General features: G+C 59.3%; 19 protein-coding genes. 13 read left to right on the top strand and 6 right to left on the bottom strand.

Annotated elements, in window-relative coordinates; all coding sequences use genetic code 11:
• Positions 1-93: 93 nt before the first annotated feature.
• On the bottom strand, positions 94-606 hold the full coding sequence (locus EQW76_RS06190; RefSeq protein WP_224127810.1) for an EipA family protein: 513 nt from the start codon (positions 604-606) through the stop codon (positions 94-96).
• Between the two features lie 278 nt (positions 607-884).
• Between EQW76_RS06190 and EQW76_RS06185 the strand changes: the two genes are divergently transcribed.
• Both EQW76_RS06185 and EQW76_RS06180 read left to right on the top strand, forming a co-directional pair.
• Positions 885-1,532 (top strand): histidine phosphotransferase family protein, encoded by a 648-nt coding sequence (locus EQW76_RS06185; RefSeq protein WP_142823522.1) that lies wholly within the window; start codon positions 885-887, stop codon positions 1,530-1,532.
• A 110-nt stretch (positions 1,533-1,642) separates the two neighbouring features.
• A complete protein-coding gene (locus EQW76_RS06180; RefSeq protein ID WP_111222508.1) occupies positions 1,643-2,005 on the top strand; it encodes a response regulator in 363 nt (120 codons plus the stop codon).
• A gap of 117 nt (positions 2,006-2,122) precedes the next feature.
• Here the strand turns inward: EQW76_RS06180 and ctrA are convergent, their stop codons facing one another.
• A complete protein-coding gene (gene ctrA / locus EQW76_RS06175) occupies positions 2,123-2,824 on the bottom strand; it encodes a cell cycle two-component system response regulator CtrA (RefSeq protein WP_111222509.1) in 702 nt (233 codons plus the stop codon).
• Positions 2,825-3,263: 439 nt separating this feature from the next.
• On the opposite strand from ctrA, the gene EQW76_RS06170 reads away from it, so the two are divergent.
• A complete protein-coding gene (locus tag EQW76_RS06170) occupies positions 3,264-3,614 on the top strand; it encodes a flagellar export protein FliJ (protein WP_111222510.1) in 351 nt (116 codons plus the stop codon).
• Positions 3,615-3,793: 179 nt separating this feature from the next.
• Positions 3,794-4,264 (top strand): paraquat-inducible protein A, encoded by a 471-nt coding sequence (locus EQW76_RS06165; RefSeq protein ID WP_142823521.1) that lies wholly within the window; start codon positions 3,794-3,796, stop codon positions 4,262-4,264.
• 25 nt (positions 4,265-4,289) lie between these two features.
• Here the strand turns inward: EQW76_RS06165 and EQW76_RS06160 are convergent, their stop codons facing one another.
• From EQW76_RS06160 to cysQ, 3 genes are all read right to left on the bottom strand, one after another.
• Complete coding sequence (locus tag EQW76_RS06160) at positions 4,290-4,565, bottom strand: DUF1153 domain-containing protein (protein WP_111222512.1); 276 nt, start codon at positions 4,563-4,565, stop codon at positions 4,290-4,292.
• A gap of 422 nt (positions 4,566-4,987) precedes the next feature.
• Complete coding sequence (locus EQW76_RS06155; RefSeq protein ID WP_142823520.1) at positions 4,988-6,028, bottom strand: DUF2793 domain-containing protein; 1,041 nt, start codon at positions 6,026-6,028, stop codon at positions 4,988-4,990.
• Positions 6,029-6,164: 136 nt separating this feature from the next.
• Complete coding sequence (gene cysQ / locus EQW76_RS06150; RefSeq protein ID WP_142823519.1) at positions 6,165-6,959, bottom strand: 3'(2'),5'-bisphosphate nucleotidase CysQ; 795 nt, start codon at positions 6,957-6,959, stop codon at positions 6,165-6,167.
• A 602-nt stretch (positions 6,960-7,561) separates the two neighbouring features.
• Between cysQ and EQW76_RS06145 the strand changes: the two genes are divergently transcribed.
• Positions 7,562-8,167, top strand: a complete 606-nt coding sequence (locus EQW76_RS06145; protein WP_142823518.1) for a hypothetical protein — start codon at positions 7,562-7,564, stop codon at positions 8,165-8,167.
• On the opposite strand, the gene EQW76_RS06140 is transcribed toward EQW76_RS06145, so the two are convergent.
• Entirely contained in the window at positions 8,139-8,765 is a 627-nt protein-coding gene (locus EQW76_RS06140; protein WP_244615307.1) for a polysaccharide deacetylase family protein, read from the bottom strand. The two genes, EQW76_RS06145 and EQW76_RS06140, sit on opposite strands and share 29 nt — an antisense overlap.
• A 430-nt stretch (positions 8,766-9,195) precedes the next feature.
• Between EQW76_RS06140 and EQW76_RS06135 the strand changes: the two genes are divergently transcribed.
• The 8 genes from EQW76_RS06135 (at position 9,196) to EQW76_RS06100 (ending at position 20,385) form a co-directional block, all read left to right on the top strand.
• Positions 9,196-10,446 carry a sarcosine oxidase subunit beta family protein gene (locus EQW76_RS06135; RefSeq protein ID WP_142823516.1) on the top strand — a complete coding sequence of 417 codons (1,251 nt, stop codon included), beginning with the start codon at positions 9,196-9,198 and terminating at the stop codon, positions 10,444-10,446.
• A gap of 12 nt (positions 10,447-10,458) precedes the next feature.
• The gene (locus EQW76_RS06130) at positions 10,459-10,737 is read left to right on the top strand and encodes a sarcosine oxidase subunit delta (RefSeq protein ID WP_142823515.1); all 279 of its coding nucleotides are present in this window, start codon (positions 10,459-10,461) and stop codon (positions 10,735-10,737) included.
• Positions 10,734-13,691: a sarcosine oxidase subunit alpha family protein gene (locus EQW76_RS06125; protein ID WP_142823514.1), complete on the top strand. Its 2,958-nt coding sequence runs from the start codon at positions 10,734-10,736 to the stop codon at positions 13,689-13,691. The genes EQW76_RS06130 and EQW76_RS06125 overlap by 4 nt, the downstream gene beginning before the upstream one ends.
• 10 nt (positions 13,692-13,701) lie before the next feature.
• Complete coding sequence (locus EQW76_RS06120) at positions 13,702-14,256, top strand: sarcosine oxidase subunit gamma family protein (protein WP_142823513.1); 555 nt, start codon at positions 13,702-13,704, stop codon at positions 14,254-14,256.
• Between the two features lie 233 nt (positions 14,257-14,489).
• Complete coding sequence (locus EQW76_RS06115; protein ID WP_142823512.1) at positions 14,490-16,916, top strand: FAD-dependent oxidoreductase; 2,427 nt, start codon at positions 14,490-14,492, stop codon at positions 16,914-16,916.
• 307 nt (positions 16,917-17,223) lie between these two features.
• Positions 17,224-18,126 carry a branched-chain amino acid ABC transporter permease LivH gene (locus EQW76_RS06110; RefSeq protein ID WP_142823511.1) on the top strand — a complete coding sequence of 301 codons (903 nt, stop codon included), beginning with the start codon at positions 17,224-17,226 and terminating at the stop codon, positions 18,124-18,126.
• A 4-nt stretch (positions 18,127-18,130) separates the two neighbouring features.
• Positions 18,131-19,522: a high-affinity branched-chain amino acid ABC transporter permease LivM gene (gene livM, locus EQW76_RS06105; protein ID WP_142823510.1), complete on the top strand. Its 1,392-nt coding sequence runs from the start codon at positions 18,131-18,133 to the stop codon at positions 19,520-19,522.
• On the top strand, positions 19,522-20,385 hold the full coding sequence (locus EQW76_RS06100) for an ABC transporter ATP-binding protein (RefSeq protein WP_142823509.1): 864 nt from the start codon (positions 19,522-19,524) through the stop codon (positions 20,383-20,385). Before livM ends, EQW76_RS06100 begins: the two co-directional genes overlap by 1 nt.

Genomic DNA, 20,385 nt, shown 5'->3' with positions numbered 1-20,385 from the left:
GGCATAGAGCGGAGGTGGAAATTAAGCAGGAAGCCTGCCATCGGGCAAGCTTCATGTCCGTGCGCGGTTAATATCGCGGTCGGGGTCGCCTGGTCAGAAGGGGTTCCAGGTCGGTTGCGGCGTGACCTTGAGATAGCCGAGGTTGAGGCCGAGACGGGCACCGATACCGGTGCGGATCGGCACGACGACGATGTTGTTGTTTTTCAGCGCGGTCATGCCGACGCCGGCGATCACAAATGCCTGGCCGCTGATGCCTCCGAAGCGGGTGTAGATCGCTTCGGTGTTGGCGAGGTTGTAGACCAGCATCATGACGCGGGTGCCCTGGCCGCCATAGTCGAAGCCGAGCGATGGACCCTGCCAGTAGAGCGGGTGCTCGCCTGCGTTCTTGGTGTTGAGCTGGCCCTCGCCATAGGTCAGGCCGGCGATGAAGGCGCCGGAGCCCTCCTGTCCGAGGATGTAGCCGTTCGGCAGGCCGTAGCGCTCAAAGGCGGTCTCGACAACCTTGGCAAGGCCGCCGCTGGTGGAGCCGAAGAAAGAATGGCCGGCGTCGATGATCTCCTGAACGGTGTACTGGCCGCTGTTGGGCGCTGCTTCCGCCGCGCGCATGGGCAAGGAAACACTGACGAGGGCGGCGAATGCAGCCACCATTCCGAGGCCGAATAGTCTGCGTAGGATTTGATTGCGCATAGGCTCATCCGTTCATCTCAGTGGGCGCAAAGCATGCGCCCGACGATGGCCGCATTTTGCGTTGATCCTCTTAACAATCGGTTTACCAAATATGGTGTCTTTATGGCGCAACAGATGCTGAAACTGGTAATCCCCGTGCAAACTTGCCGTGCCAATGTCAGGTCATGAAACCTCGCCCGGCATACAGGAGACAATGAATGTCAAGAAATCCGAATCTGACTTTGAATGGGACGGATCTGGCCGCGCTCCTGTGCAGCCGCGTTTGCCACGATGTCATTTCGCCCGTCGGCGCCATCAACAACGGACTGGAACTGCTGGACGAGGGCGGCGCTGATGCGGATGCCATGGATCTCATCCGCACGAGCGCGCTGAATGCCTCGGTACGGCTGAAGTTTGCGCGCATCGCCTTCGGTGCATCCGGGTCTGTCGGTGCTTCCATCGATACGGGCGAAGCCGAGCGCGCCGCCAAGGATTTCGCCGAGGCCGAGAAGAAGGCAACCGTCGTCTGGAACGGACCGCGGGCGATTGTCGCCAAGAACCGGGTCAAGCTGCTTCTCAACCTGTTCCTGGTCGCCTATGCGTCCATCCCGCGCGGCGGCACGATCGACGTGACCCTCGAAAATCCAGAATTCGACGCGAAGTTCACACTTGTCGTCAAGGGCAAGCTGATGCGCGTTCCGGCGAAATTCGCCGAGATCTGCAATGGTGTCATCGAGGAAGCGATCGATGCCCATTCCGTGCAGCCCTATTACACGGTGCTGCTGGCCGACGAGAGCGGGATGGACATCACCTACACCGCAACGGCCGAAGAGATAACATACGTCGTAGAGATGCGGGCGGCTTAACCCTGCGTTGCGCTGACGGGGAAAAGTAACGATTTCTTTAGCGTCGAGCCACTATCGTCTTTCGCGAAGACGCGTTCCTTGGACAGTGGTTCGATGCAAAGGAGTTGCCCATGCAGCGGTTCATGATAGCCGACACATCCGACGTCGTGCGCAAGGTCGGCATGCGCATTCTGTCCGAACTCGATTTCCTCGTCAGCGAGGCATCGAACGCGCACGAAGCGCTGAGCCGTTTCGAATCCGGTATTCCGCATTACATGATCGTCGATGCCGGCATGGACGGCGCGCTCGAGCTTATTGCCGCGATCCGCGCCATGCCAGAGGGCAAGGACGTGAAAATCTACTACTGTGTCGTCGAAGCCGATCTCAAGAAGTTGATGGCCGGCAAGCGGGCAGGGGCGACAGATTTCCTGCTGAAGCCATTCGACCGCAAGATCCTGACGGCCGTGTTCGGCAACCGCGCCATCGCAGCCTGAGGATCAAGCACGCAAGTTTCCGATCTGCTTCGCCCGAACGATTGCCACTAAAAATCCCGCTTCGTTGCCGAGGCGGGATTTTTGATATGTGGCAGTGGTCGGGTTCCGTCGGGTAGCTCAGGCGCTTTCGGCGTAGCTGCTGCTTTCCGGTTCGCGCAGCACATAGCCGCGGCCCCAGACTGTTTCGATGTAGTTCGCACCGCCGGCCGCATTGGCGAGCTTCTTGCGAAGCTTGCAGATGAAGACGTCGATGATCTTCAGTTCCGGTTCGTCCATGCCGCCATAGAGGTGGTTCAGGAACATTTCCTTGGTGAGGGTCGTACCCTTGCGGAGCGAAAGCAACTCCAGCATCTGGTATTCCTTGCCAGTCAGGTGGACACGCTGGCCGCCGACTTCGACGGTCTTGGCGTCGAGGTTGACGATCAGTTCGCCCGTCGAGATGACCGACTGGGCGTGACCCTTGGAGCGACGGACGATCGCATGAATGCGAGCGACCAGTTCGTCCTTGTGGAACGGCTTTGTCATGTAATCGTCGGCACCGAAGCCGAGACCGCGAACCTTGTCCTCGATGCCGGCCATGCCGGAAAGGATGAGGATCGGTGTCTTGACCTTCGACAGACGCAGCGTACGAAGAACTTCGTAGCCAGACATGTCTGGAAGGTTCAAATCGAGTAGAATGATATCATAGTCATACAGCTTGCCAAGATCCACGCCCTCTTCACCGAGGTCGGTCGTGTAGACGTTGAAGCTTTCGGATTTGAGCATCAATTCGATGCTCTGCGCTGTCGCGCTGTCGTCTTCAATGAGTAGAACCCGCATAATATTCCCCTTTACCGCCGCCGAAAGGTCGAAAGCCTCCTACGCGATACCGATTCAACCACTGCCTGATTTGAAAGCTGCCACGGAATGGTTAACAAATTCTGATTCCATCTGGCAAGCTGTATCGACTTTATTAAATATTTTTCTCACTTCCCTGATTTTCCACGCAAATCAGCATTCCGATTTTCTTAACTTCTACATTAAGAAAATAAGCCAACTGATTCTTTTGAATCGATAATGCCTTTGTTTCGATTTCGTCCGAGGTATTTACCGACCCTTAAATGATAGGGCCTATCATTAACGATGCCCGTAAACGAAAGGTTACCAGAGGTAGCTTTTTGTTAACGCCGCCGGAATTTTTTTGTCCCATTGCGATTCAAATCGACGTGGGCGGGTAATGTGTAGAGATCCGGGGTCTCTCATCACGGGAGTAATGCGTATGAAGTCACGTGAGAGCCTAGTCCGTCTGAAAGAGTTCCAGGTAAACGAAAAACGTCGCCAGTTGCAGCAGTTGCAAATGATGACAGCGGAATTCGACAGGATGACCAAGGATCTGGAGAGCCAGATCGTCTTGGAAGAGAAAAAGTCCGGAATTACGGACCCGAACCACTTTGCCTATCCGACTTTTGCCAAGGCCGCGCGGCAGCGTGCGGACAACCTGCAGGTCTCGATCCGGGAACTGCGGACGCAGGAGGAGGCCTTGGAAAGCACTCTCGAAGAGATGCAGGCCGAGTATGCCAAGGCGGCAGCGCTGGAAGAGCGTGACGGGGGGGCGAGAGCCCGCGCCTGATCGCATCTTCGCTGGGGTTTGTGAAAGTCATCGCGAAGAGCCGTGCATGACTGGCCTGGTGGCCAGCCATGCACGGTTTTTGGCGTTTTTCCGACCGCTCTCCATTCGGGGCACAGTTGCGCCCCGGGCCGGCTTCAGGCTATCGCTGCACCCGCAGCATCGTCTTGGAGGATCGGGTCATGGACATCAGGAGCGTCAGGGCCGTTCTCCTGATTGCGGCGCCATTTTTCCTGGCCCTCGGCTTGGTCTTGCCGCTGGTGCGTTTCGACCGGCTCTACTTTTTCAGCGAGACGCCGTCGTTGCTTGCCATCGTCGCATCGCTCTGGCAGAGCGGCAACGTTGTGCTTTCGGTAGTCGTGGCTGTCGTGTCGATCGGGTTGCCGATCGTGAAACTCGTGGCCCTGGCGATGGAGGCCCTGTCCAGCGATGGCAGGGGCGAAGGCGGGGCATTTTTCGAGCGGGTCGTTCCGCAACTCTCGCGCTGGTCGATGATGGATGTGATGCTCGTGGCAATTGTAATCGCGGCTGCCAAGACCAGTGGTCTGGCGAGCGCTTTCACGCAGCCCGGTCTCTGGTTTTACGCGGGCTCGACAATAATTTCGGGCCTCCTCCATTTCCTCCTGAGGAATGGATCGGGCCCGAAAAAATAGGTTCTGTGAAGATCAGGTTATCGCGTCAGTGGCGATATTGCTGGATGCGCGTGGTGCGCAGGCCGGCAAGACCATGGCTGCTGATGGAGGACTGCCAAGACAGAAACTCCTCGACCGTCAGCGTATAGCGGTCACAGGCTTCTTCCAGGCTCAACAGGCCACCGCGCACAGCCGCGACAACCTCAGCTTTACGGCGGATGACCCAGCGCCGCGTATTGGGCGGGGGCAGGTCAGCAATCGTAAGGGGGCTGCCATCGGGGCCGATGACGTATTTCACCCGGGGACGTATCATTTCGGTCATTGGACTCTCTACACACACTCAAGACCACTTCCAGGACTGTATCTCGCCACATTTAAAAATTGACTAAGCCCTCAGTAACACTTTGATAACAATTTTACGGAGTGTGGCGCGCAAGTGATTTGCGGCGGCTTTCCAATCGTCGCCGATCGCCGCCAAGTCCTTATGTTCGCGCAGAAACTGGCTGATTCGCGGGATTTCTTTTAAGTCGCTAATTCAGTATTTTGTGTTTTTGAGCAGCAGTGAACAGCTGAAATTATTTTGTATTTTTTCAATGGCATCCAGCTGATCTCTCAGAGATTGGCGCAAACTGGTGGATCGTTGGGCGCGCTTTTCGGTGCGGAGGCGAGGTCGGGGGATGCGTTCGGTGCCGGCCGAGCCATTGACCGGCAGTTTTTGGATCTGCCGGCCTCTCCGTTAATTTCTCAAAGCCGGACTATGGTTATCTCCGTTTTACCGGCGCCGAAATCGTATTGCGCCGTGCCGGAATGAAGCAAGGTCAGCAGATCGCCGGCGTTAAGGATGGCCAATCCCACGCCGCTGTGGCGAAACGGGTTGCTGCTTGCCACGGCACTGGCGGTGGCAAGCGTGGTGCTGCCGTTGGCGACAAGGCTGGCGGAATGCCCAGCGGAGGTGAGGATGCTTGCGCTCAATGATAGAAGATAAAGACCTGCGGCCGGCACCACGAGGCGATTGCCGAGGCTGCTACCGAGGCTCGTGCCGAGTGCGAAGCCGCCACGCGCGGCGCTCAACTGTGTAAAGCCGGTCTGGCTGCCGCTCGACGGTGTCAGCGCGCCGACGGCGAGCGATGCACGCGCGGCCGGTTGTTGCGGCATGTCGACGATGCCCTGCGGCGACACTGACAGCCCGGTCTGCCATGTCCCACCGTCCGGGCTGACCTTGATGGAGAAACTGTCGTTGCCCGCCAGTCCCAGTTCCGCGCGCCCAGACCAACCGGTCTGGAAGAGCAGTGAGGCAGTGTCGCCGGAAGAGTTCTTGTTGACCTTGATCTGGTGGCCGTTGCCGGCATTGTTGAACAGCGTTGCTGCAGCGCTGACGGTGAGGCGGTTGGTGGCATCGGTAGACGCATTGATGCCGAGCGCAGACATCGTGCCCTCGGATGGGAGGCTCATTTCGCTCCAGGTGCCGCCTTCGAGGACGCGAAGGCGGTTGTCGGCCTTGAACCAGGCGCGCCAGCCGGTGCGGGGCTGCAGAAAAATCCAGGCTCCGTCCTGCCTGAGAGCCAATTGTGCGGATTTGCCTGACCAGATGCCTGTCGCCGCCGACGCGACGAGATAGCAGTCGCCCTCGCTGATGGGGTCGGGCGGTGGCGATGAGCGGGTCGCAGTGATGGCGAGCTGGACCATGGCATCCAGCCGTTGCAACGCTTCGTTATGGGTGACGTGCTTTTGAGCCTGGGATGGCAGGATATAGGGCAGGGATAGGTTGGCGGTCTGGTCTGACATGGGCATCTCCCGCGGTGTGGGCCGGAGCTTTCAGGTCAGCTTGCCGGCGTCATTCACCGTGGAGTTTAAAGCCGATGGAGGGTGCGGGGATGAAAAACGCTAGTCGGCGTTGTTTTTGCTGGATTTTCCGGACGGTTTATCCCCCGGAAGCTGTATTCCGTGCGCCCCATGAGATGAAGTCGGGGTTGGCGAAGTCGCTGTCGGTCGGCTGGTTTCGCTTGCCATAGCCGAGCGGTTTGCCATCGAGGGTGACTGTCGTTCCGCCTGCTGCGCGAAGCACGGCATCGCCGGCGGCCGTGTCCCATTCCATCGTCCTTGCGAAACGCGGATAAACGTCCGCCTTGCCTTCGGCGAGCAGGCAGAATTTCAGCGAGGAGCCGATCATCGTGCAGGCGCTGACGGCGTTGTCGGAGAGAAAGTCGTCGGTTCGGTCGTTGCCGTTGCAGCGGCTGGCGAGCCCCGTCAGCGTTTTACCAGCCTGGCGCGCGGTGATCGGCGTGCGGCTGGCGATCCTGAAGTCGGCATCCACCACCAGCTTTTCAGCCACGCCATCCTCGCCTGTGAAGGCCACGCCGAGGGCAGGGGCATAGACGATTCCGGCAACAGGTTTGCCGTCAACGATATAGGCTATGTTGACGGTAAATTCGTCGCGATGCTCGATGAATTCACGTGTGCCGTCGAGCGGATCGACCAGGAAGAACGGCGTCGTGCCGGTTGCCGGACTGTAGCCAGCGGCCACTGCCTCTTCCGCGATGACGGGAATGTCCGGAAAAGCCGCCGCAAGATGGGCAAGGATGATCACCTCCGCCCTCTCATCCGCAACAGTTACGGGCGACAGGTCGAGTTTCCGGGTCACCGCATGTCCGGAGCGGTAGACGGCCAGAATGGCCTGACCCGCTTCCAACGCGGCTTTTTCAAATACTGCAAGCATGATCCTCTTTTACGCCATCCTTGGTCTCGGTGCCAAGGGAGTGCTTGGGCAGGGGCAGCCTCAACTCGCCATGGGCGAGTGAGATCCTGTTGCCAAAAATATCAGTAAAAATCAGCTTCGCTTCACTATCGAAAAATACCTTATTGTTTTTACTTTATGAGGCGAAACTTAATTTTAGATTTTTTACAAAAAAATGACAGAAAAAATTCGCGAATATATAAATAAACTTGAGAGTATCATTTGATTTCTATGATTTTAAATTTTAAAACATAAAAGTTTTTCACCGCACTTCTGAAGGTCCATTCGATCTATGCGATCGATAGAATAAGAAAATTTTATTTTGCTCTACGAGAAATGCGAAAATGTATCAGCAGGAAGAGTACAATACTTCTGTTATGCCGGCAGAATTGAAGTGGATCGACGTCTGTATTGTTGCAACGCGTCGCCCCGATTTGCTGGAGCGGACACTTCGGTCTTTCCACGCAAATCTTTTCAGTGCCTTCAGGATACGCAGGATCATTGCAAATATCGATCCGCTGTTCGGGAGCGAGGCGGATCAAGAGAGATGCATAGCCATCATTCGCCAGTATGACCCGAATGCCTTGATCTCTCTTCCCGAGCGGCCGAATTTCGCGAAGGCCGTCGCTAGCAACTGGCTGGCCAGTTCGACCGACGTCATTCTCCGTCTGGAAGACGACTGGCTTCTCAATCGCCCGGTCCGCCCGGATCACCTGCACGCCTTTGTGGATTACCCGTGGATCGGCCAGATCAGCTTCAATCACGCCAACAAGCGATGGGATGTCCGTAAAAATGGGTCATTCTGCTACGCCCTGAAGCACTTCCGGCTGATTGGCATAAAATGCTCCATCGGCCAGAAGAAGCCGACATTTCTGACGGGGCCATCCTTTCTCAGGGGATCCTTCGCTCACCGGTCTGCCGAACTGATGGATTTCGCTCTCGATCCGGAAAAGCAATTTTGCCGAGGGGTCAACCGCCCGCTGGAGCGCTATGCAGCGCAATATCGGAACCTGATCGTCGGCGAGATCGATGCTTATTACATCGAGGATATCGGCCGGAGTTGGAGGAAAGAGCGCAATATCGTCAAGCAGGTGGTTGCAGGCCAGTCCTATTGGACTGGCACAGCGCCCGAGGCGAATGAAGCGCCTGAAATCCGGCTCGTTACAGAATCCGGCTCCAGAGAAATTTAGGAACGATATCTTTCCGGCGCACCGTGACGCGTGGCAGGCGCATCTGGTCAAGGCTGGCGTTTGCCTTGCCTTTGATGGTGGTCGTTGCCGTCAGGAACCCGCTGTCTCGGGCGATTGCCACGACGAGATCATTATGGCTTCCGAACGGGTAGCTGAAAGCCGTCACCGCGCTGCCGCTGATATCCTCGAGTTCGGCCTTGCTGCCTGCCATCTGCTCGCGTGCCTCGGCCTCGCCGAGCAGGCCCAGACGGGCGTGATCGAGGGTATGGGCACCCACCTCCTGGCCGCCAGCCATCCATTCCCGGAGTTCTTCTTTTGTCATGCAAGGGTCGACCGGCATCCTCCCCTCGTCCCACTTGTTATAGCCGCCGACCTGGCGGCTAACGAAATAGGTGGTGGAGGTGAAGCCGAACTCGGCCAGAACCGGCAGGGCATTGTGATGAACGTTGCGGTAGCCGTCGTCGAAAGTGATGCCGACCGCCTTGCCCTTCTTTTCGCCCGACATGTAGAGGCCGAGTTCTGCCATCGAGCAGCCGGTATAGCCAAGCAATTTCAGAGCCCGCATCTGGCTTCGAAAACGCCGCTTGCTGACAAACATATATCGCGACCCCACCCCGCGCGGCGGGGCGTCGGCGATGTGATGATACATGAGTATCGGGAAGCTCCGATTGCTTGCCTTATCGCCGGGTACGACAGTATTCATGACACGATACCAATTTCAGTGATCTGTCGTTTACTTCAAGGCTTAGAGGAATGGTAAGCGGTAATGTGAAATTCGCGTCACAATGCTGATTTTCCACAAGTGCGGAGCTGTTACCCACGCAATATCTCGTTGGTGATATATTTCGAATTCCGATTAGCAGAGTGAGGTCTGCGGTGTCCCCGCGAAAAAGACCGGACCAACTCACTTCTTCCATGTGCCAAGGGAAAAAAGATCATGTCCTTATCAGCGAATTTTAGGTCCTTCGGAGGCTTGTTGTTTTTGCTGCATGTGCGAATGTCTGGCGGGATCGAGTTTGGGACATCGCATGCGTTATTCAGCACTCAACATCTTGAAGCAGGCATTTACCGGCAACCGTGACTGGAAGCCGGTCTGGCGGACGCCGGCGCCGAAGCCGCATTACGACGTGATCATCGTCGGCGGGGGCGGGCATGGGCTGGCGACGGCCTATTATCTCGCAAAGGAGCATGGCATTACCAATGTCGCCGTGCTGGAGAAGAGCTATATAGGCTCCGGCAATGTCGGCCGCAACACGACTATCATCCGCTCGAACTACCTGCTGCCCGGCAACGAGCCGTTCTACGAGCTGTCCATGAAGCTGTGGGAAGGTCTGGAGCAGGACTTCAACTACAATGCCATGGTGTCCCAGCGCGGCATCGTCAACCTGTTCCATTCGGACGGCCAGCGCGACGCCTATGCGCGGCGCGGCAATGCGATGCGGATGCACGGCGTCGATGCCGAGTTGCTCGACCGCGAGCAGGTCCGCAAGATGATGCCATACCTGAACTACGACCATGCCCGCTTCCCCATCCTCGGCGGTCTGCTGCAGAAGCGCGGCGGAACGGCCCGCCATGACGCGGTTGCCTGGGGCTATGCGCGGGGCGCCGATACGCGCGGGGTCGATCTGATCCAGCAATGCGAAGTGACCGGCATCCGGCGGGAAAACGGTCAGGTCACCGGGGTCGAAACGACGCGCGGCTTCATCGGCTGCAACAAGCTGGCACTGGCTGCTGCTGGCAATACCTCGACGCTCGGTCGCATGGCCGATCTCGACCTGCCGATCGAAAGCCATGTGCTGCAGGCTTTCGTGACCGAGGGGCTGAAGCCGGTGATCGACAATGTCATCACCTATGGTGCGGGCCACTTCTATATCTCGCAGTCTGACAAGGGCGGGCTGGTGTTCGGCGCGGATATCGACGGCTACAGTTCCTATGCCCAGCGCGGCAACCTTGCGACGGTCGAGCATACGCTGGAGGAGGGGGTGTCGCTTATCCCCGGACTGTCGCGCGTGCGGGTGCTGCGCGCCTGGGGCGGCATCATGGACATGAGCATGGACGGTTCGCCGATCATCGACCGTACGCCGATCGACAATCTCTATCTGAACTGTGGCTGGTGCTACGGTGGGTTCAAGGCGACGCCTGCCTCCGGCTTTTGCTTTGCGCATCTTATTGCCCGGAACGAGACCCACGACGTCAGCCGGTTTTTGCGGCTCGACCGCTTCGCCCATGGTTTCGAGATCGACGAAGGCGGCAAGGGCCCGCAGCCGAACCTGCATTGAGGGCATGAGATAATGGCAAGCTTGATACACTGCCCGCATTGCGGCATCCGCCCGAAGGAAGAATTCGCGATCCGCGGCGATGCCTCGGTATCGCGCCCGTCGCCCACGGCATCCGACGATGCGTGGAACCGCTACGTCTATATCCGCGACAATCCACGGGGTCGCTACCGGGAACACTGGCACCACGCCTCCGGCTGCCGCCGCTGGCTGGTGGTCGAGCGCAGTAACGTCACGCACGAGGTCTTCTCTGTGACGGATGTCGCCGACGCTGTGCGGGAGGGCGCGGAATGACGGCCTATCGCGTTTCCATCGGCGGTCTTGTCGATCGCGGCACCTCCCTCGGCTTCACCTTCGACGGCAAGCGCCTGCAGGGGCTGGGTGGCGATACTCTCGCCTCCGCACTGCTGGCCAACGACCAGATGCTGGTCGGCCGCAGTTTCAAATATCATCGTCCGCGCGGCATCGTCACGGCGGGATCGGCCGAGCCGAACGCTCTGGTGACCATTGGCAAGGGTGGCCGCACCGAGCCCAATACGCGCGCTACGGTTGCCGAACTCTACCAGGGGCTCGATGCGGTCAGCCAGAATCGCTGGCCGTCGCTGAAGCACGACATCGGCTCGCTCAACAGCTTGCTGTCGCCGTTCCTCGGGGCTGGTTTCTACTACAAGACCTTCATGTGGCCGGCGGCCTTCTGGGAAAAGGTCTACGAGCCGATCATCCGCAAGGCCGCAGGCCTCGGCCGCGCCGTGATGCAGGCCGATCCGGATCGATATGAGAAATCCTGGGCCCATTGCGACCTGCTGGTGGTCGGCGCGGGACCGACTGGTCTGATGGCGGCCCGTACTGCGGCGCGCGCCGGACTGCGGGTCATCCTTGCCGACGAAGGCTTTCGTCTCGGCGGCTCGCTGCTGTCGGAAAAGCTCGCCATCGGCGGGATGAGCGCCGATGCTTTTGCCAAGACCGTGCTTGACGAACTGGCAGGCTTCCCCAATGTCACGCTGATGCCGCGCACGACGGTTTTCGGCTGGTACGACGACAATGTTTTCGGCGCAGTCGAGAAGGTGCAGAAGCACATCGCCATGCCGTCGACGGATCTGCCGGTGGAGCGGCTGTGGCGGATCATTGCCAAGCGGGCAATTGTCGCTACCGGGGCCGAGGAGCGGCCGCTGGTTTTCGGCGGCAACGACCGGCCGGGGGTGATGATGGCTGGGGCCGCGCGCAGTTATCTCAACCGCTACGGTGTTGCCATCGGCCAGAAGGTTGCTGTGTTCACCAATGGTGGCTCCGGCTATCGCACGGCGCACGACCTGATCGCCGCAGGCGTCGAGATCGCCGCGATCATTGACACCCGCCCGGGGACATCGGATGTCGCGCCGAATGGCGTGCGCGTTATCCATGGCGGCACGGTCGTTGCCACCAAGGGCAAATACCGGATCGAGGGTCTGCTTGCCGATCGTGGCGGACTGGACGAGTTCATCGGTTGCGATGCGCTGGCAATGTCCGGCGGCTGGTCGCCGATCATCCATCTCGCCTGCCAGCGCGGCGCCAAGCCCGTCTGGTCGGACGAACGGCAGGCGTTCATGGCGCCGGAGGATACAGGCGGGCTAGTTGTGGCCGGATCTGCCGGCGGTATCGACAGCGTCGCTGGTTGCCTCTCCGACGGTGCGGCGAAGGCTGCCGCCGTCATAGAGAGCCTGGGTTTCAGTGTTCAGGGCCATGACGTGCCCGAGGTCGAGGGCGCGTACGATCCCTCGTTCGCAGCCGCCTGGCACGTGCCCGGCGCGCGGGACAAGGCGTTTATCGACTTCCAGAATGATGTGCATGCCAAGGATATGGGCCTCGCGCTCCGCGAAGGTTTCGGCCATGTCGAGCATGCCAAGCGCTACACCACCAACGGCATGGCGACGGATCAGGGCAAGCTCGGCAACGTCAACGCGGTTGGCATCATCGCCGGCATGCGCGGCGTCAGCCCGGCGGCGGTTGGCACGACGACATTCCGGCCGTTCTACACGCCGGTCTCCTTCGGTGCGATGGCGGGGGCGGCGCGTGGAAAACATGCGCGGCCCGTACGGCAATCGCCACTGCACGGCTGGGCGAAGAAGAACGGCGCAATCTTTGTCGAGGCTGGTGCCTGGTACCGCTCCTCGTGGTTTCCGAGGGGCGACGAAAAGACCTGGCGCGAAAGCGTCGACCGCGAAGTGCTCAACGTCCGCGCCAATGTCGGCATCTGCGATGTCTCGACACTCGGCAAGATCGAGGTGTTCGGCAAGGATGCCGCCGAGTTCCTGAACCGGATCTACAGTAACGCCTTCCTCAAGCTCCCGGTCGGCAAGGCGCGCTATGGGCTGATGCTGCGCGAAGACGGTTTCGTCTACGACGACGGCACGACGAGCCGGCTCGCTGAAAACCATTTCTTCGTGACGACGACGACCGCCTATGCGGGCGAAGTCATGAGCCATATGGAATTCTGCGCGCAGGTTCTCTGGCCCGATCTCGACGTGCGCTTCGTGTCGTCGTCGGACCAGTGGGCGCAGATGTCGGTTGCCGGCCCGAAGGCCCGACTGGTGCTGGAGCAACTAATCGAGGACGATATCTCCAACGAGGCATTCCCGTTCCTGGCCGCAGCCAGCGTGACGCTCAAGGGCGGATTGAAGGGGCGGCTGTTCCGCATCTCGTTCTCCGGCGAACTCGCCTTCGAACTGGCTGTGCCGGCAGGTTTCGGTGAGGCGGTGGCGGATGCGGTGATGGAAGCGGGCAAGGCGCACGACATCTGCGCTTACGGCGTCGAGGCCCTGAATGTGCTTCGCATCGAGAAGGGGCACGTTACCCACAACGAACTCGATGGTCGCACCACGCCCGACGACGTCGGTCTCGGGCGGATGCTGTCGACGCAGAAGGCGGATTTCATCGGCAAGCGACTGTCGACCCGCTTCGGGCTGACGGCGGCGGACCGTGGGCAGCTTGTCGGCCTGAAGCCGGTCGATCACGACAAGGAAATCAAGGCCGGCGCGCATATCCTCAAGGAAGGCGCTGTACCGTCGACGGCCAACGACCAGGGCCATGTGTCATCGGCCTGCTTCTCGCCGGTGCTCGGTCATTCCATCGCGCTCGCCATGCTCAAGTCAGGGCGCGAGCGGATCGGTGAAAAGGTGCTGGTCTGGGATCGGCTGCGCGGCGACGAGTTCCTGGCCGAGGTCTGCAGTCCGGTATTCGTCGATCCGGACGCCCAGAAACTACATGTTTGAGGAGCGGGCCATGCGCGTCGCATTCACCAACCGCCATATCCTGGAAGAGCGGATCGCCGGCTTCCATTCGCAGCCAAGCGTCGATCACCTGTCGATCATCCGCCACGCCGCCATTTTTTCTGTTCTCGCGAATACAGGCCATGAGGCCTGGGCGCTGGCGGCGCTGCGCGCAATGCAGGATGTGTCGGTGCGCAGCGTCGGGCCGGGCGAATGGCTGGTGATTTCCGAGGCACTGGGCGCGGAAAGCCTGGCGCGGGATCTCTCTATGCTCGACGCGGCACGGCTGTCGTTTTTCGAGCAGAGCGACGGACGGACGCTGCTGCGTCTCTCCGGACCGAATGTTCGTGCTATTCTCGCCAAGTGCGTGCCGGTCGATCTGCATCGAGACGTCTTTGCCGAGGGCCAGTCGGGCACCATGCTCTGCTGCCATGTCACCGCCAACGTGGCCCGTACCGGGGCCGATACGTTCGAGATTGCGGTGATGCGCTCCTTCGCGGGAACGGTCTTCGACGAGGTGCTGGAGATGGGTCGCGAATTCAACTTGACGGCTGGTTTCGCAGACTAGGATCATGGCGCGATGAGGACAATCTCCATGTCGCAAATGGAAGTATCGGCTTCGCAGTTCGGGCTATGTGGCCTGAAATTTTGCCTCTAGGCTGATCCTCAATTCGACGGATCGAAGGGAGTTTTTCGGCGGGGATTGCCTTGCCGAACATCCTTTCGCCGGCATCGCACGCCAACCCATTCCAGACTGTTTCGATTGCGCTACCATCTCGCGCATGCAACCGGAGATTATCCATGAAAAGCCATACGAAGGTCGTCGTCATCGGCGGCGGTGTCGTCGGATGTTCGGTCCTCTACCATCTGACGAAATTCGGCTGGACCGACGTGGTTCTGCTGGAGCGCTCGGAGCTGACATCCGGCTCGACCTGGCATGCGGCTGGCGGCATGCACACGATCAACGGCGATCCGAATGTCGCCAAGTTGCAGAAATACACGGTCGAACTCTACAAGGAAATCCAGGAGTATTCCGGCCAGGATATCGGCTTGCACATGACCTCCGGCCTGATGCTGGCGGCAACGCCGCAGCGGTTCGACTGGCTGAAGTCCATCCTTGCCAAGGGTCGCTACAACGGGCTCGAGGCGACGCTGCTGTCGCCGAAAGAGGCGCACGAGATGATGCCGCTTCTCGATCCCGACCAGTTCGTCGGTGCGCTCTACGATCCTGTCGAAGGTCATCTCGACCCCTACGGCACGACGCATGCCTATGCCAAGTCCGCCAAGAAGAACGGCGCAGACATCTACCTCCACACCAAGGTCGAGGATCTCGTTCAGCGCGAGGACGGCTGCTGGCGGGTGATCACGAACCAGGGCGAGATCATCGCCGAGCATGTCGTCAACTGCGGTGGCCTCTGGGCTCGTGAAGTCGGCCGCATGGTCGGCATCGAGCTGCCGGTTCTTGCCATGGAGCACATGTACCTCATCACCGAGGACATGAAGGAAGTCACCGACTTCAATGCCGCGACCGGCAAGGAACTGATGCACTGCGTCGATTTCGATGGCGAGATCTATCTCCGCCAGGAGCGGCAGGGCATGCTGATGGGCACCTATGAAAAGGCCTGTCGGCCTTGGTCGCCGCTGAATACGCCCTGGGATTTCGGCCACGAGTTGCTTGCCGAGGACATCGAGCGGATCACGCCCGAGCTCGAAGTCGGCTTCCGGCATTTCCCGGCTTTCAACAATGCCGGCATCAAGAAGATCATCAACGGTCCCTTCACCTTCTCGCCGGATGGAAACCCGCTGGTCGGTCCGGTGCGCGGCATGACCAATTACTGGTCGGCCTGCGCTGTCATGGCCGGCTTCAGCCAGGGTGGCGGCGTCGGTCTGGCGCTTGCCAACTGGATGATCTACGGCGACCCGGGTTTTGACGTCTTCGCCATGGATGTCTCTCGCTACGGCGATTATGCGACGCTTGCCTATACCAATGCCAAGGTGCGCGAAAACTACCAGCGCCGCTTCTCCATCCGCTATCCGAATGAGGAATTGCCGGCCGGCCGGCCGCTGCTGACGACGCCGATCTACGACAAGCTGAAAGCTGCCGGCGGCGTGTTCGGCGCTTACTACGGACTGGAGCAGGCCCTGTGGTTTGCGCCTGCAGGCGAGGAGGATGCGTTCTCATGGCGGCGTTCGAACGATTTCGACGTGGTCGGCGCCGAAGCCAAGGCGGTGCGCGAGAGCGTCGGCATGATGGAGACATCCGGCTTTGCCAAGTATACGGTCACTGGAGCCGGCGCCGAAGGCTGGCTGGACGGCCTGCTCACCTGCCGCATGCCCGCCATCGGCCGCATGACGCTGGCGCCGATGCTGAAGGACGACGGCAAGCTGATCGGCGATTTCACGCTGGCCAAGCTCGGAGAGGGAGATTTTCTGCTCATCGGCTCCGGCGTCGCCGAATCCTACCACATGCGCTGGTTCGAGGATCGTCTGCCGAACGACGGCTCAGTCGAACTCAAAGCGCTCGGCCTGTCGCTGCTCGGCCTGTCGATTGCCGGACCCAATGCCAGAAAGCTGCTGGAAAAGCTTACTCATCAGGACATCTCCGACGCCGCGTTCCCGTTCATGGAAATCAGGCGAATGGATATCGGCATGGCGCCGGCCATCGTCGGTCGCGTCTCCTATACCGGCGATCTCGGCTATGAGCTGTGGATGAAGCCGGAGTACCAGAACTATCTTTTCGATCTCATCATGGAGGCGGGGAAAGAGTACGGCATCGGGTTGTTTGGACTTCGCGCCCTCAATGCGTTGCGTCTCGAAAAATCCTATGGCAGCTGGTCGCGCGAATACCGGCCACTTTACGGTCCTTACGAGGCAGGCCTCGGTCGATTCGTGGCTCTGTCGAAGGGCGCCGATTTCGTTGGCAAGCAGGCGGCGGCCAGGGAAAAGGCGGAAGGCGGCTCTATGCGGCTGAAAACCTTCATCCTTTCGGCTAGGGATGCTGACGTCATCGGCGACGAGCCGATCTATTACCAGGGAGAGGTGAAGGGCTGGGTGACATCTGGCGGGTTTGCCCATGGCTCCGGTGTCTCGGTGGCGCTCGGCTACGTTCCGAAGGAAATCGCGGATGAGACAGAGGGTTGGTCGATCGAATTGCTCAGCGAATTGCTGCCGGCGAGCCTTCAGTCTGCGCCGCTGTTCGACGCCGACGGCTCGCGCATGCGGTCCTGATTGTCACTGAGCTTTGCTGTCGAACGGGCCTCGCGGGGCCCGTTTCTGTTTGAATATTTTCAGCCTAAAATGCTTTTACGCGCACCAGTGGTTATTTTTCAGCCGGAGCGTGCTTTTTTTGACCATCCTGTGGATTAAAATGCGCCAATCCCTCATTTTCTGAAAAGAATTTATCAACGTACTGTATTTTTGTCTTCACATTCGCGCCGAAAGCGCTATGGATTTTGAGGAATGGATGCCTCTTTTGCAGGCAAACGTTAACCAATAAGAGACGCGAAAAAAATTCGCGTCCAGGGGAAAGAGATATATGGAGTACTTTATCCAGCAGCTCCTTAACGGGCTGACTCTTGGGTCCATCTATGGCCTCATCGCCATTGGCTATACGATGGTTTACGGCATTGTCGGCATGATCAATTTTGCCCACGGTGACGTCTTCATGCTGGGCGGGTTTGCTGCTCTCATCGTCTATCTGGTGCTGACATCGATCTTCATCGGGTTGCCGGTCGCCGTTATCCTGCTGATAATGATGGTCGTCGCCATGCTGGTCGTCAGCCTCTGGAACTGGGTCATCGAGCGCGTTGCCTACAGGCCATTGCGCGGATCGTTCCGCCTGGCGCCGCTGATCACCGCGATCGGCATGTCCATCACCCTGTCGAACTTCATCCAGGTTGCCCAGGGCCCGCGCAACAAGCCTATCCCCGCGCTTGTGCGTGACGTCTATACCATTGCAGGCATCTCCGTATCGCTGAAGCAGATCATCATCCTGATCATCACAGCAGTGCTGCTGGCTGTGTTCTGGTACATCGTCAAGTTCACAGCGCTCGGTCGTGCCCAGCGCGCCACCGAACAAGACCGCAAGATGGCCGCGCTGCTTGGCATCAACGTCGATCAGACGATTTCCATCACCTTCATCATGGGCGCAGCGCTCGCTGCCGTCGCGGGTACCATGTACCTCATGTATTACGGTGTGGCCTCGTTCACCGATGGCTTCACCCCCGGCGTCAAGGCTTTCACCGCGGCGGTTCTCGGCGGGATCGGTTCCCTCCCGGGGGCTGTGCTTGGCGGGGTGCTCATCGGCCTCATCGAGTCGCTATGGTCTGCCTATTTCACCATCGCATACAAAGACGTCGCAACCTTTGCGATCCTGGCCTTCGTGCTGATCTTCAAGCCGACTGGTATCCTCGGACGGCCTGAAGTCGAGAAGGTTTAATAACATGGCAAATGCGACCACCGATACCGGCAAGACCTCCTCGGGCCTGATCCGGAGAGGCCTCATCGAAGCCTTTTTTGCCGCCCTCATCTCGTTCGGCATGTTCGTTCTCTACATCGGCCTCAAAACCGACCAGAACATCCACAACGAGTTGATCATCGTCCAGCGTTGGGGCTTGCTGGCGATATTCGTCGCCATCGCCGCCGTTGGCCGCTTTGCCGTCATCGTCTTCCTCCGCCCGCACCTCGACGAGCGCAAGCTCAGCAAGGCGCGCGCCGGCGAACTCGCAATATCGACGGAAAAGACCTTTCTTCAAAAGCACTTTCTCAAGGCCGCACTGGTTCTGATGATCCTCTATCCGATGATCGTCGTCGGCCTCGTGGGCGCGCAGGGCTCGCTACTCTACGTCGATAACTTCGGTATCCAGATCCTTATCTACGTCATGCTAGCCTGGGGTCTCAACATCGTTGTCGGCCTTGCCGGACTTCTCGACCTTGGCTACGTGGCTTTCTACGCCGTTGGCGCCTATTCCTACGCGCTTCTCTCGACACATTTCGGCCTGTCATTCTGGCTGCTGCTGCCGCTGTCTGGTATCTTCGCTGCCTTGTGGGGCGTCATCCTCGGCTTTCCGGTGCTGCGCTTGCGCGGCGACTACCTCGCGATCGTCACGCTTGCCTTCGGTGAAATCATCCGCCTGGTGCTGATCAACTGGACCGAGGTTACCAAGGGCACGTTCGGTATCTCCGGTATCCCGAAGGCGACGCTGTTCGGCATCAAGTTCGACGCAACGTCGACCGGTTTTGCCAAGATGTTCGACCTGCCGATTTCGTCCGCCTATTACAAGATCTTCCTGTTCTACCTGATCCTGGCGCTCTGCATGCTGACCGCCTATGTCACCATCCGCTTGCGTCGCATGCCGATCGGCCGTGCCTGGGAAGCCTTGCGCGAAGACGAAATCGCCTGCCGTTCGCTCGGTATCAACACGGTGACGACCAAGCTGACGGCGTTTGCAACAGGCGCGATGTTCGGTGGCTTCGCCGGATCGTTCTTCGCCGCCCGCCAAGGCTTCGTCTCGCCGGAGTCCTTCGTGTTCCTGGAATCGGCCGTCATCCTTGCCATCGTCGTCCTCGGCGGCATGGGATCGCTGACCGGGATTGCCATCGCTGCCGTCGTCATGGTCGGCGGCACGGAAATCCTGCGCGAACTCGACTTCCTGAAAGCGATCTTCGGTCCCGATTTCACCCCTGAACTTTACCGCATGCTGCTGTTCGGGCTGGCCATGGTGATCGTGATGCTCTTCAAGCCACGCGGCTTTGTCGGGTCTCGCTCGCCGACGGCCTTCCTGAAAGAAAGCAAGTCAGTTTCCGGCAGCTTTACCAAGGAGGGACACGGCTGATGAACACCCTGTCCAGCGAAACGCTTCTCAAGGTCGAGCACCTGTCGATGAAGTTCGGCGGCCTGATGGCCATCAACGACTTCTCCTTCGAGGCCAAGCGCGGCAATATCACAGCACTGATCGGCCCCAACGGTGCCGGCAAGACCACCGTGTTCAACTGCATCACCGGTTTCTACAAGCCGACGATGGGGATGATCACCATGAACCAGAAGAGCGGGAAGACCTTCCAGCTCGAGCGGTTGCCGGATTTCCGCATCACCCGCGAAGCCAAGGTCGCCCGCACATTCCAGAATATCAGGTTGTTTTCCGGCCTGACCGTGCTGGAAAACCTGCTGGTGGCGCAGCACAACAAGCTGATGAAGGCTTCCGGCTACACGATCCTCGGCCTGCTCGGCATCGGCGGATACAGCCGGGAAGCCAAGAAGGCGATCGAACTGGCCCGCTTCTGGCTGGAGAAGGCCGATCTGATCGAACGCGCCGACGATCCTGCCGGCGATCTGCCCTATGGCGCCCAGCGTCGTCTGGAAATCGCCCGTGCTATGTGCACAGAGCCGGAGCTGCTTTGCCTCGATGAACCGGCAGCAGGCTTGAACCCGCGGGAATCGGCGGTGCTGAACGCATTGCTGCGTGCCATCCGCGCCGAAACCGGGACGTCGATCCTGCTGATCGAGCATGACATGTCCGTGGTGATGGAGATCTCCGACCACGTCATCGTTCTCGAATATGGCCAGAAGATTTCCGACGGCACGCCTGACCACGTCAAGAACGACCCGAGGGTGATTGCCGCCTATCTCGGCGTCGAGGACGACGAAGTGGAAGACGTGATCGCCGAAGTCGAGCACCTCGAAGGGGGCGCCCAGTAA

This window comes from Rhizobium sp. rho-13.1, assembly GCF_007000305.1.
In the GTDB taxonomy this organism is placed as follows: Bacteria; Pseudomonadota; Alphaproteobacteria; order Rhizobiales; family Rhizobiaceae; genus Rhizobium; species Rhizobium rhododendri.
Note: the sequence above shows the minus strand (reverse complement) of the source record. Positions and strands in the feature narration are given on the sequence as shown.